8 protein-coding genes are annotated in these 12,968 nt (G+C 66.4%); 7 read left to right on the forward strand and 1 reads right to left on the reverse strand.

Annotated elements, in window-relative coordinates; translation table 11 throughout:
* Positions 1 to 2: 2 nt before the first annotated feature.
* The 3 genes from OU11_RS03850 to OU11_RS03860 all read left to right on the forward strand — a co-directional run bounded on the left by OU11_RS03850 (position 3) and on the right by OU11_RS03860 (position 2,771).
* Positions 3 to 602, forward strand: coding sequence for a 50S ribosomal protein L25/general stress protein Ctc (locus OU11_RS03850; protein WP_033514597.1), 600 nt, complete (start codon positions 3 to 5; stop codon positions 600 to 602).
* A gap of 185 nt (positions 603 to 787) precedes the next feature.
* Positions 788 to 1,915 carry a branched-chain amino acid aminotransferase gene (locus tag OU11_RS03855; RefSeq protein WP_033507418.1) on the forward strand — a complete coding sequence of 376 codons (1,128 nt, stop codon included), beginning with the start codon at positions 788 to 790 and terminating at the stop codon, positions 1,913 to 1,915.
* Positions 1,916 to 2,087: 172 nt separating this feature from the next.
* Positions 2,088 to 2,771 carry a trimeric intracellular cation channel family protein gene (locus OU11_RS03860; RefSeq protein WP_052122608.1) on the forward strand — a complete coding sequence of 228 codons (684 nt, stop codon included), beginning with the start codon at positions 2,088 to 2,090 and terminating at the stop codon, positions 2,769 to 2,771.
* 113 nt (positions 2,772 to 2,884) lie between these two features.
* Here the strand turns inward: OU11_RS03860 and rpsT are convergent, their stop codons facing one another.
* Positions 2,885 to 3,145: a 30S ribosomal protein S20 gene (rpsT, locus tag OU11_RS03865; protein WP_033507416.1), complete on the reverse strand. Its 261-nt coding sequence runs from the start codon at positions 3,143 to 3,145 to the stop codon at positions 2,885 to 2,887.
* Between the two features lie 148 nt (positions 3,146 to 3,293).
* Here rpsT and lepA point away from each other — a divergent pair, with 148 nt between their 5' ends.
* The 4 genes from lepA to OU11_RS03885 all read left to right on the forward strand — a co-directional run bounded on the left by lepA (position 3,294) and on the right by OU11_RS03885 (position 12,772).
* Positions 3,294 to 5,174 (forward strand): translation elongation factor 4, encoded by a 1,881-nt coding sequence (lepA, locus tag OU11_RS03870; RefSeq protein WP_033514707.1) that lies wholly within the window; start codon positions 3,294 to 3,296, stop codon positions 5,172 to 5,174.
* A complete protein-coding gene (gene hemW, locus OU11_RS03875; RefSeq protein WP_033514598.1) occupies positions 5,174 to 6,436 on the forward strand; it encodes a radical SAM family heme chaperone HemW in 1,263 nt (420 codons plus the stop codon). Before lepA ends, hemW begins: the two co-directional genes overlap by 1 nt.
* Positions 6,437 to 6,651: 215 nt before the next feature.
* Positions 6,652 to 11,223 carry a glutamate synthase large subunit gene (gene gltB, locus OU11_RS03880; protein WP_033514599.1) on the forward strand — a complete coding sequence of 1,524 codons (4,572 nt, stop codon included), beginning with the start codon at positions 6,652 to 6,654 and terminating at the stop codon, positions 11,221 to 11,223.
* Position 11,224: 1 nt separating this feature from the next.
* Positions 11,225 to 12,772: a glutamate synthase subunit beta gene (locus OU11_RS03885; protein ID WP_033514600.1), complete on the forward strand. Its 1,548-nt coding sequence runs from the start codon at positions 11,225 to 11,227 to the stop codon at positions 12,770 to 12,772.
* The last annotated feature ends 196 nt before the right edge of the window (positions 12,773 to 12,968 follow it).

The following is a 12,968-nucleotide window of genomic DNA, read 5'->3' on the forward strand; positions in this document are numbered from 1 at the left end:
CAATGGCTAGCAACATGATCGTCCTCGAGGGCGAAGTTCGTGATGAGTTCGGCAAGGGCGCCGCGCGTCGTATGCGCGTGGCCAAGCAGATCCCGGCGACCATCTACGCCGGCGGTGCCGACCCGGTGTTCGTCAAGCTCCCGATGAAGGAGACCACGCTCGCCCTGCGTCACACCAACGCCCTGTTCACCATCAAGTTCGGCGGCGAGCAGAAGATGGCCGTGGTCAAGGACGTGCAGCGCAACCCGGTCAAGCGCATCGTCGAGCACGTGGACTTCTATGAGGTCCGCGCCGGCGAGAAGATCGACGTCGAGGTGCCGGTGTTCGTCGAAGGCGAGCCGAAGGGCGCCGCCGTGGCGTTCGTGGACATCCAGGAGCTCAAGGTCCGCGCCGATGTGGCCAACCTGCCGGAGCGCATCGTGGTGAACGTGGACGGCATGACCGACGGCACCAAGGTGTTCGCCAAGGACGTCGTGCTGCCGGAGGGCGTCGAGCTGGACGTTGAGGATCCGGAGGAGTCCGTGGTCACCGTTGAGGTGCCGGAGGACGCTTCCACCGAGGAGGCCCCGGAGGCCCCGGCCGAGGCTCCGGCCGCCGAGTGAGCGCGCCCCGCTGAGGCATGACCATGCATCGGAACCCGCCTTCGAGCGGGTTCCTTTCATATTGTGGTCGCTTACGCACATCCCGCTCATGGGGTGTGAGAGAGTACCAATCATGAAGCCCGGGCCACAAGCGCGGGAGGACGTATCCTGAGCGCCGCCGCAAGGCGGCAGGAAAGAAGTTGAGAATGACCGAACAGAACCATCACGATCCCGCGGCGCTGGATAAGCTCGCCGAACCGTTCACCGTGCTGCCGAACGACAACCCGGCCTCCGACGCCAAGCGTCAGGAGCTGATCGACAAGCCGGCGTTCGGACAGATCTTCTCGGACAACATGGCCCACATCTCCTGGACCAAGGGCGAGGGATGGAACGACCGCCGCATCGAGCCGTACGCGCCGCTCAAGCTGGATCCGGGCGCTTCGGTGCTGCATTACGCGCAGGAGATCTTCGAAGGGCTGAAGGCCTACAAGCACGCCGATGGTTCGATCTGGATGTTCCGTCCGGATGCGAACGCCGAACGCTTCCAGAATTCGGCCAAGCGTCTGTATCTGCCGGAGCTGCCGGTCGACGATTTCATCGGCTCGTGCGCCGCGCTGGTCAAGCGCGATGCGGCCTGGGTGCCCTCCCGCCGCGAATACACGCTCTACCTGCGTCCGTTCATGTTCGCTTCCGAGCCGTTCCTGGGCGTGCGCGCCGCGCAGGAGGTCGACTACTGCGTGATCGCCAGCCCGTCCGGCCCGTACTTCCAGGGCGAGAGCCGCCCGGTGAGCATCTGGGTGGAGGACAAGTGGTTCCGCACCGGCCCCGGCGGCACCGGCTTCGCCAAGTGCGGCGGCAACTACGCCGCCTCGCTGATCGGCGAGTACAAGGGCATCGAGAACGGCTGCGAGCAGGTGTGCTTCGTGGACGCCGCCACCAAGACCTATCTGGAGGAGCTGGGCGGCATGAACATGATGATCGTCCACAAGGACGGCCATATCGAGACGCCGAGCCTGACCGGCAACATCCTGCCGGGTGTGACCCGCCGCTCGCTCATCCAGCTGGCGCAGGACAAGGGCCATGACGTGGTGGAGACGATGATCAAGCTCGACGACCTGCTGGAGGACATCAAGTCCGGCGAGGTCACCGAGGTGTTCGCCTGCGGCACCGCCGCCATCATCGCGCCGATCGGCCGTTTCAAGTCCGAGAAGTTCGACGTGACCGTGGCCGGCGGCGAACCCGGCGAGCTGACGATGGACCTGCGCAACACGCTGCTCGGCATCCAGCTCGGCGAGATCGAGGATCCGCACAACTGGATGTGGAAGGTCTGCTGACCTGCCAGTTCCCGCCGCAGCGCCCCCGGGCCGGAGGATATCCGGTTTCGGGGGCGCTGCCGTTTTTCGCATCGCGTGTCATCCGGTCGGACTGGGTATGCTCTGTACGGGACCCCGAGCCCCTCATGGCAGGGCCGACACAATGGGCGTGATGACGGAAAGGACGACGTGCATGGAGATGGCGTTGGAGAGCAACATGTTCTTCCTGGCTATCGAATATATCGCCATCCTCTGTTGCGGCATGGTGGGCGGATTATCCGCGATCCGCAAAGGATATGATCTGTTCGCCATCCTCATCACGGCATGGCTGACAGCGTTGGGCGGCGGCATCGTGCGCGACGTGATGCTGGGCGCGGTGCCGCCCGTGGGCATAGCCGACAAGGGGTTCGTGTTCACCGCGCTGGCCTCCGGAATCCTGGTGGCCGTGATCCATCCCGAGGTCGACAAGCTCAAATGGCTGATGACCACCTTCGACGCGATCGCGGTCGGCATGTTCGCCGTCAACGGCACCGAGAAGGCCATGCTGTACGGCACCTCGGGCATGACCGCGGTGTTCATGGGCATGTTCACCGCGTTGGCCGGCGGGCTGATCCGGGATATGCTCATCAACGAGGTGCCGGTGGTCATCCGGGACAAGCACTGGTACGCTGTGCCCTCCGCTGTGGGATGCATGGCCACGGTGTTCGTCTGCAAGGGTGTGCAGGCGGGTGTCATCAACCAGACCGCCGAGATCGTCATCGACGTGTGCATCGTCGTTCTGGTGGTGGCGATGCGGCTGCTGTCCGTCAAATTCAATCTGATGCTGCCGGGGGCGGTGGAACGCCACCATACCTATCTGCCCGGCGGCAGACGCTGATCACGCGTCTCGACGGTGTGTTGCGAATGCGGGATCCTGCGGCTGGCCGATACGAGAAAGTCCCGCACCTCTTGCGAGATGCGGGACTCAAGCGATGACCTATATGGTCAGGCTCACAGGGCGTTGATGGCCACAGCGAGGCCGGACTTGCGGTTCGCGGCCTGGTTCTTGTGGATCACGCCGGCGCCAGCAGCCTTGTCGAGCTTCTGGGCGGCGACCTTGTAGGCGGCCTCGGCGGCGGCCTTATCGCCGGCGGCGATGGCCTCGCGGGTGGCGCGGATCGCGGTCTTCAGGCTGGACTTGACGGCCACGTTGCGCTTGTGCGCCTTCTCGTTGGTCAGCACGCGCTTCTTCTGCGACTTGATGTTTGCCACTATCTACTCCAAACGACGGTTATACGGTAAGGACATACAAAACCATGATGATAGCATGTCGGGTGGAAAAACGCGCGTCCACACTCGGCGGGGGAGTTGCTAGGATGATATGAGTTTTCCATCCCCTGCCATTGAGGAGGCCTTTTTGGTGGCTACGCAGCACAACCAGCCGGGTTTCACCGATCAGTCGCTGATTCGTAACTTCTGCATCATCGCGCATATCGACCACGGCAAGTCGACCGTGGCGGACCGCATCCTGCAGTTGAGCGGCATCGTGCCCGAGCGCGAGATGCGCGACCGCTTCCTCGACCGCATGGACATCGAGCAGGAACGCGGCATCACCATCAAGTCGCAGGCCGTGCGCGTGCCGTGGACGTTCGACGGCACCGAGTACACGCTCGGCATGATCGACACCCCCGGCCACGTGGATTTCACCTACGAGGTCTCCCGCGCTCTGGCCGCCTGCGAGGGCGCGGTGCTGCTCGTGGACGCCACGCAGGGCATCGAGGCGCAGACCCTCTCGAACCTGTACATGGCCATCGACCACGATCTGGCCATCATCCCCGTGCTCAACAAGATCGACCTGCCCAGCGCCGAACCGGACAAGCACGCCGAGGAAATCGCCGGCCTGATCGGCTGCGACCCGTCGGATGTGCTGCGGGTCTCCGGCAAGACCGGCGAGGGCGTGGCCGAACTGCTCGACCGGATCGTGATGGACGTGCCCGCGCCGAAGGGCGACCCGGACGCCCCGGCCCGCGCGCTGATCTTCGATTCGGTGTACGACTCGTACCGCGGCATCGTGACCTATATCCGCATGGTCGACGGCGAGCTGCGCAGCCGCGAGAAGCTGCACATGATGGGCATCGGCATGACCCATGATCCGATCGAGATCGGCGTGATCAGCCCGGATATGACCCCGACCAAGGCGTTGGGGGCCGGCGAGGTCGGCTACGTGATCACCGGCGCGAAGGACGTGAGCCAGTCCAAGGTCGGCGACACGATCACCTCCGCGTCCAAGGGCGCCACCGACCCGCTGCCCGGCTACCGCGACCCGCAGCCGATGGTGTACGCCGGCCTGTTCCCGATCGACAACGCCCAGTATCCGGAGCTGCGCGACGCGCTCGACAAGCTCAAGCTCAACGACGCGGCGCTGATCTACGAGCCGGAGACCTCGGTGGCGTTGGGCTTCGGCTTCCGCTGCGGTTTCCTGGGCCTGCTGCACATGGAGATCGTCTCCGAGCGCCTGGAACGCGAGTTCGGACTCGACCTGATCTCCACCGCGCCGAACGTGCCGTACGAGGTGACCGCGGAGGACAACACGGTCCATCACGTCACCAATCCGAGCGAGTTCCCCGACGGCAAGATCAAGAGGATCGTCGAACCGATGGTGGCCGCCGACATCATCACGCCGAAGGAGTTCATCGGCGCGGTGATGGACCTGTGCCAGGACCATCGCGGCCAGATGGGCACGATGGAGTACATCAGCGCCGACCGCGTGGAGATGCACTACCGCATGCCGCTGGCCGAGATCGTGTTCGACTTCTTCGACCAGCTGAAGTCGCGCACCAAGGGCTACGCCTCGCTCGACTACCATGAGGACGGCGAGCAGAGCGCCGACCTGGTGAAGGTGGACATCCTGATCCAGGGCGAGAAGGTGGACGCGTTCAGCGCCATCGTGCACCGCGACAAGGCGTACAGCTACGGCGTGATGATGACCAAGAAGCTGCGCGAGCTGATCCCGCGCCAGCAGTTCGAGATCCCGATCCAGGCCGCGATCGGCTCGCGCATCATCGCCCGAGAGACCATCCGCGCGCTGCGCAAGGATGTGCTCGCCAAGTGCTACGGCGGCGACATCACCCGTAAGCGCAAGCTGCTGGAGAAGCAGAAGGCCGGCAAGAAGCGCATGAAGATGCTCGGCCATGTGGAGGTGCCGCAGGAGGCGTTCATCGCCGCCCTCTCCACCGGCGAGGGCGCGAACGACCGCGACACCAAGGACAAGATCCGCGCCGCGCAGAAGTCCGAAGGCTGATGGCGTTCGAGGTCTACGTCCATGTGCCGTTTTGCCTGCGGCGCTGCGGATACTGCGATTTCAACACGTACACGGCCGTCGACCTGGGCGGCGGTGCGTCGCGCGGCAACTACGCCGCGATGACGATCTGCGAGATGCGGCTGGTCCGCGACTGGCAGGAGCGTCACGGCATCGCCGAACCGCCGGCCTCGACCGTGTTCTTCGGCGGCGGCACGCCCACAATCCTGCCTGCCGACGACCTGATCGCGATCCTGAACGCCATCCGCGAGCTCTGGGGCGTCGAGGACGGCGCCGAGATCACGACGGAGGCGAATCCGGACACGGTGGATGCGGCGACCATCCGCGCGCTGGCCGACGGCGGCTTCACCCGCGTCTCGTTCGGCATGCAGTCGGCCGTGCCGCATGTGCTGAGGACGCTGGACCGCACCCATACGCCGGCCAACGTGGAGGCCGGCGTACGCGCCGCCGAGGCGGCCGGCCTGCGCAGTTCGGTCGACCTGATCTATGGCGCGCCGGGGGAGAGCCTGGAGGATTGGCGCACGTCGGTGCGCACGGCCATCGATCTGGGTGTGAACCACATCTCCGCGTACGCGCTGACCGTGGAGCCGACGACCAAGATGGGCCGGCAGATCGCCGCCGGCGTGCTGCCGAAACCGGATGACGACGACGAGGCGGCCAAATACGAGATCGCCGACGAGTTGTTCTCCGCGGCCGGCCTGCAATGGTACGAGATCTCCAACTGGGCCCGCCCGGGGTATGAGAGCCGCCACAACCTGGGGTACTGGCGCAACGTCGACTGGGCCGGCATCGGCCCGGGCGCCCACTCGCACTACAACCGCGTCGAGCCTGCATCATGTCGCAGCGAGTCGGAACGCTCCGCCCGGCCGCATGGATCGTCCCCTCAGGACTGCGACGCCCATGGCGCCATTCGTTCCTGGGATCTGGCCCACCCGCGGTTGTGGAGCGAACGCATCAACGCCGGACAGGTGCCATGGGCCGGCAGCGAATCCATCACGCCGATGGAGGCCCTTGAGGAAACGATCATGCTGAGCCTGCGTCTGCGTGAAGGCCTGGACCTGATGGCGCTCAGGACGTCCCTCGATATCGGTGGGACGTCATCCGCGGCACTCGACGCGGGCGTCGCGGAGTTGGAGCGCGAGGGGCTGGTCGAACGCCGCGGTTCCCGGCTCATACCCACGCTGCGCGGCCGTCTGCTCAACGACGCCGTCATCGAGCGCATGTTCGACTGCTGCGGTCTGTAGCCGCGGGATGGTCTGCGCCAGACAGTCGCCGGGCGACGCGGTGATTCGAAATGTGGACACTGAAGTTGCGTGGTAACATCCGGGCGGTACTCTCAAGCGCAGTCAATCCGGATTGGGAGAGAACGGCCGTGCCGCAAGGCGCAGGATGTCTCATTGTGCGGACATTTGTGGCCTGCGGGTCGTATCCTGTCCGTAACGCAAGAAAGGTGATCCAAGTGACGTTGCATGCTCCGCTAGATCTGACCGTCCGATGCAAGGAGGGGCTCTACGACCCCGCCGCGGAACACGACGCCTGCGGCGTCGGCATGGTGGCCACGATGAACCGTCGGCCGGAGCGGCGCGTCATCGACAAGGCCATCGAGGTGCTGAGGAACCTGGACCACCGCGGCGCGGTGGGCGCCGAGGAGAACACCGGCGACGGCGCGGGCATCCTGATGGGCATGCCCGACGCGTTCATGCGGGCCGTGGTCGACGCGCCGCTGCCGGAACCGGGCCATTACGCGGCGGGCATCGCGTTCCTGGACCGGGACACCGCCGCATGCGGCCGCCAGCAGCAAGCCATCGCCGCCATCGTGCGCGAGGAGGGGCTGGAACCGCTCGCCTGGCGTACCGTACCCACCGATCCGAACGGGCTGGGATTGCAGGCGCTGGCCTCGATGCCCGCATTCGTCACGTTGGTTGTCGCCTCCCCGGACGGCTCCCTGGGCGGGCTGGATTTGGAACGCAAGGCGTTCCGCATCCGCAAGCGCGTGGAGCACGAGGTGGGCGTGTACTTCGCCTCGCTGTCCGGCCGGACCATCACCTACAAGGGCATGCTGACCACCATGCAGCTGACCGGGTTCTTCCCGGACCTCAACGACGAGCGGATGGCGGCGCGCGTGGCCATCGTGCACTCGCGTTTCTCCACCAACACGTTCCCCAGCTGGCCGCTGGCCCAGCCCTTCCGCCTGCTGGCCCACAACGGCGAGATCAACACCATCCAGGGCAACCGCAACTGGCTGCAGGCGCGTGAAGGCCGTCTGAGCAGTAAGTTGCTCGGTGAATTCGAACCGCTGCTGCCGATCGCCACGCCCGGATACTCGGATTCCGGCACCTTCGACGAGTGTCTCGAACTGTTGCATCTGGCCGGCCGCAGCCTGCCGCACGCCATCCTGATGATGCTGCCGCCCGCCTGGGAGAACGACGACACGCTCGACCCCGACGTGCGCGCCTTCTACGAGTACAACAACACGCTGATCGAACCGTGGGACGGTCCGGCGCACATCATCTTCACCGACGGCACGCAGGTCGGCGCGCTGCTCGACCGCAACGGCTTCCGCCCGGGCCGCTGGCAGCTGGACGACACCGGTCTGGTCGTGCTCGCCTCCGAAGCCGGCGTGCTGCCCGACGTGGCCGCCGAACACGTGAGCGCCAAAGGGCGTCTGGAACCGGGGCGGATGTTCCTTGTGGACACCGCCGAAGGCCGCATCGTGCCGGACGACGAGATCAAGCACGCGCTCGCCGCGCAGCACCCGTACCGGCAGTGGGTGGAGGGCAACAGCGTGCACATGAACGAACTGCCCGCCCGCGAACACGTCAACCACTCCTACGAATCGGTGCTCCGCCGCCAGCGCGCCTTCGGCTACACCGAGGAGGACATCAAGCTGATCCTCAACCCCATGGCGGACACCGGCAAGGAGCCGCTCGGCTCGATGGGCAACGATACGCCGATGGCCGTGCTCTCCGACCGCAGCCGCATGCTGTTCGACTACTTCACGCAGAAGTTCGCGCAGGTCACCAACCCGCCGCTCGACTGGGAGCGCGAACGGATCGTCACCTGTCTGGAATCGGCGATCGGCCCCGAGCCGAACCTGCTGGAGGACACCGAGCTGCACGCCAAGAAGATCCTGATCCCGCTGCCGGTCATCAACTCCGAGGAGATGGCGCAGCTCAAGCGGCTCGACCGCGCCGCCATCCTCGACGGCTACTACCGGCCGTTCGTCGTCAAGGGCCTGTATCAGGTCGCCGGCGGCGGCCCCGCGCTCGAATCGCGGCTCGACGAGATCTTCGCCGACATCGACCGGGCGATCGCCGACGGCGCGAACTTCATCGTGCTCTCCGACCGCGGCTCGGACCACACGTGGGCACCGATCCCGTCGCTGCTGCTCACCTCCGCGGTCCAGCATCATCTGCTGCGCCGGCACACGCGCACCCAGGTCTCGCTGGCCGTGGAGGCCGGCGACGTGCGCGAGATCCACCATGTCGCGCTGCTGATCGCCTACGGCGCCGCCTGCGTGAACCCGTACCTGGCGTTCGAGACCGTGGAGGACCAGGCCCGCCGAGGCTATCTCAAGGTCGATGCGGCCACGGCCGTGACGAACGTGACGCACGCCCTGTCGATCGGCGTGCTCAAGATCATGAGCAAGATGGGCGTCTCCACGATCATGAGCTACCGCGGCGCCCAGCTGTTCGAGGCGGTCGGCCTGAACAAGACCGTCATCGACCGGTATTTCACCGGCACCACCTCGCAGGTCGGCGGCATCGGACTGGACGAGATCGCCGAGGAGGTGGCCCGCCGCCACCGCGTGGCGTATCCGAACCAGTGGACCGTCACCGCGCATGACGAGCTGCCCACCGGCGGCGACTACAAGTGGCGGCGCACCGGCGAGAACCACCTGAACGACCCGGAGGCCATCTTCCTGCTCCAGCAGTCCACGCAGCGCGGCGACTACGGCATGTTCAAGCGGTATTCGGCGCATGTCAACGACACGTCGAACCGTCTGATGACGCTGCGCGGCCTGATGACGTTCAAGCCGACCCGCCAGCCGATCCCGATCGACGAGGTCGAGCCGGCCAGCGAGATCGTCAAGCGCTTCTCCACCGGCGCGATGAGCTACGGCTCGATCTCGCAGGAGGCGCACGAGACGCTCGCCATCGCGATGAACATGATCGGCGCGCGCTCCAACTCCGGCGAGGGCGGCGAATCCGACGACCGGATCAACGACCCGCTGCGCGTCAGCCGCATCAAGCAGATCGCCTCCGCGCGCTTCGGCGTGACCAGCGACTACCTGGTGCACGCCACCGACCTGCAGATCAAGCTCGCCCAAGGCGCCAAGCCGGGCGAGGGCGGCCACCTGCCGGGCGCCAAGGTGCCGCCGTGGATCGCCAAGGTGCGTCATTCCACGCCCGGCGTGGAGCTGATCTCCCCGCCGCCGCACCATGACATCTATTCGATCGAGGACCTGAAGCAGCTGATCAACGACGCGAAGATGGCCAATCCGAAGGCCCGCATCCACGTCAAGCTCGTCTCCGAGTTCGGCGTCGGCACGATCGCGGCCGGTGTGGCCAAATGCCATGCCGACGTGGTGCTGATCTCCGGCTACGACGGCGGCACCGGCGCGGCCCCGCTCAACGCGATCAAGCACGCCGGCACCCCGTGGGAGATCGGCCTGTCCGAAACCCAGCAGACGCTGATCCTCAACGGTCTGCGCTCCCGCGTGACCGTGCAGTGCGACGGCGAGCTGAAAACCGGCCGCGACGTGGTGATCGCCACCCTGCTGGGCGCCGAGGAGTTCGGCTTCGCCACCGCGGCGCTGATCGTGGAGGGCTGCGTGATGATGCGCGCCTGCCAGAAGAACACCTGCCCGCAGGGCATCGCCACGCAGGATCCGGAGCTGCGCGCCCGGTTCACCGGCAAGCCCGAGCATGTGGTCAACTTCTTCATGTTCATCGCCGAAGAGGTGCGCGAACTGCTGGCCCAGCTCGGCTTCCGCACGCTTGAGGAGGCCGTGGGCCACGTGGAGTGCCTGGATCAGGACGAGGCGGTCAGCCGCTGGAAGGCGGACGGCGTGGACTTGACGAACGTGCTGATGCAGCCCGGCCCGGTCCCCGGCACGATCCTGCACAAGACCATCGAACAGAACCATGAGCTCGACAAGGCGCTGGACAATGAGCTGATCCGACTGGCCGAACCCGCGCTGGAACGCCGTGAGCCCGTGCGCATCGACATTCCGATCCGCAACGTCAACCGCACGCTCGGCACGATGGTCGGCTACGAGATCACCCGCCGCTACGGCGCGGAAGGTCTGCCCGACGACACGATCGACATGACCCTGCGCGGCTCCGGCGGCCAGTCCATCGGCGCGTTCATCCCGCGCGGCGAGACCCTGCGTGTGGTCGGCGAGGTCAACGACTACGCCGGCAAGGGCCTGTCCGGCGGACGCATGGTCGTCCGGCCCGAGGAAGGCGTGACGTTCGACCCGCATACGAACGTGATCGCCGGCAACGTGACCGGTTTCGGCGCCACCTCCGGCGAGATGTTCGTCGGCGGCAAGGCCGGCGAACGCTTCGCGGTGCGCAACGGCGGCGCCACGTTCGTGGTCGAGGGCGTGGGCGACCACGGCTGCGAGTACATGACCGGCGGCACCGTCGTAGTACTGGGTCCCACCGGACGCAACTTCGGCGCCGGCTTCTCCGGCGGCGACGCGTTCGTGCTCGACCTGGATACGTCCAAGGTCAACCCCGAGGCCGTCGAACACGGGTCGCTGCTGTTCGAACCGCTGGACGGGGCGACATCCGCGAAGGTGCGCGACCTGGTCAAGCGTCACGCCGAGGAGACCGGCTCGGCGTTCGCCGCCGCGTTGCTGGAGGACTGGGACGCCTCGGCCGTCCGGTTCACGCATGTGGTGCCCAGGCAGTATGTGGCGATGACCGCGGCGATGCGCCGCGCCGAAGACGAGCATATCGATTTCAACGAGCCCGGCGTCTGGGAACAGGTGTACGAGCAGGTGATGGAAGGAGCGCGCTGACATGGCGGACCCCAGAGGATTCCTTAAAGTACGTACCCGCCGCGAACCGGCCGAACGCACCGTCGAGGAGCGCATCCGCGACTGGATGGACGTGCACGCCGAATCCGGCTTGCAACCGTGGACGCGCGAGCAGGCGTCGCGCTGCATGGACTGCGGCACCCCGTTCTGCATGACCGGCTGCCCGCTGGGCAATCTCATCCCCGAGTTCAACGATCTGGTCTGGCAAGGCAAGTGGGAGGACGCCTACCATCGATTGTCCTCCACGAACAACTTCCCCGAGGTCACCGGACGCATCTGCCCGGCGCTGTGCGAGGCGGCGTGCGTGCTGGGCATCCACGAACCGGCCACGATGATCCGCAACGACGAGTGCACGATCATCGACCAGGCTTGGGATCTGGAACTGGTCAAGCCGATGCCGCCGCACCGCCTGACCGACATGACCGTGGCCGTCGTCGGTTCCGGCCCGGCGGGACTCGCCTGCGCGCAGCAACTGACCCGCGCCGGGCATACCGTCGTGGTCTACGAGCGTGACGACGCGATCGGCGGCCTGATGCGCTACGGCATCCCCAACTTCAAGCTCGACAAGCGGCTGATCGACCGGCGCGTGGAGCAGATGGAGGCCGAAGGCACCCGATTCCGCACCGGAGTGGAGGTCGGCAAGGACATCTCCTGGGACGAGCTGCGCTCGCGGTACGACGCAGTGGTGGTGGCGATCGGCTCCACCGTGCCGCGCGACATGAACCTGCCGGGGCGCGAGCTCGACGGCATCCACTTCGCGATGGAGTACCTGCCGGATGCGACCCGCCGTGTCTACGGCGTGGAGCCGGTCCACGACATCACCGCCGAAGGCAAGGACGTCATTGTGATCGGCGGCGGCGACACCGGCTCCGACTGCCTGGGCACCGCGATCCGCCAGGGCGCCAAGAGCGTGACCGTGTTGCAGATCATGCCCAAGGAGCCGACCGAACGCCCCAGCAACCAGCCGTGGCCCACTTACGCACGCCTGTATCAGAAGACCAGTTCGATGGAGGAGGGCGGCGAGTACCTGTACAACACGGATTCGGTGAACTTCATCGGTTCCGACGACAACGAGGCGGGGGAAGGCCAAACCGAAGTCCGTGTCGAGCATTCGGCCACGGCCGCCGGATTCGTGGCCGACGGGCACGGCCATGTGACCGGGCTCAAGGTCGTCAACGTCGCACCGGGGGAGGACGGGCCGTTCACCCGTCAGCCGGGCACCGAACGCGTGCTGCCCGCCGACCTGGTGCTGATCTCGGTCGGCTTCCTGCATCCGGACACGACGACGCTGAGCGAGCAGCTGCCGGTCGAGCTGGACGGGCGCGGCAATGTGGCGCGTGACGACTCGTACGCCACGTCACAGGACGGCGTCTTCGCCTGCGGCGACGCGGGCCGCGGCCAGAGCCTGGTGGTCTGGGCCATCGCCGAAGGACGCTCCTGCGCCGCCGCCGTGGACCGCTACCTGACAGGCGACACCGAGCTGCCCGCGCCGATCGCCGCCTCGCGTCGGCCGATGGCGTTGCCGCGGTAGGGGCGGAACATCCGTTAACGGCTGCCGTGGGTCCGCGGCAGCCGAGTCGCCTGTTCGGGTCTGGAAACTACCGAGCGGACGTCGGATTCACTGCCCACGCCGGCATCCTGCCCACCGGCATGGGTGCGGAGCCCTGAACCGTCAACAATCTGTCTATTTCGGCGGTTGCTGTTGTACAGTAGCTTGCAGTGAATCC

This window comes from Bifidobacterium pullorum DSM 20433 (assembly GCF_000771405.1).
GTDB lineage: Bacteria > Actinomycetota > Actinomycetes > Actinomycetales > Bifidobacteriaceae > Bifidobacterium > Bifidobacterium pullorum.

Excerpts from the sequence above, each read along its gene's own strand:
- OU11_RS03850 (WP_033514597.1), top strand. The coding sequence starts at position 3 with ATGGCTAGCAACATGATCGTCCTCGAGGGCGAAGTTCGTGATGAGTTC.
- OU11_RS03855 (WP_033507418.1), top strand. The coding sequence starts at position 788 with ATGACCGAACAGAACCATCACGATCCCGCGGCGCTGGATAAGCTCGCC.
- OU11_RS03860 (WP_052122608.1), top strand. The coding sequence starts at position 2,088 with ATGGAGATGGCGTTGGAGAGCAACATGTTCTTCCTGGCTATCGAATAT.
- hemW (WP_033514598.1), top strand. The coding sequence starts at position 5,174 with ATGGCGTTCGAGGTCTACGTCCATGTGCCGTTTTGCCTGCGGCGCTGC.
- OU11_RS03885 (WP_033514600.1), top strand. The coding sequence starts at position 11,225 with ATGGCGGACCCCAGAGGATTCCTTAAAGTACGTACCCGCCGCGAACCG.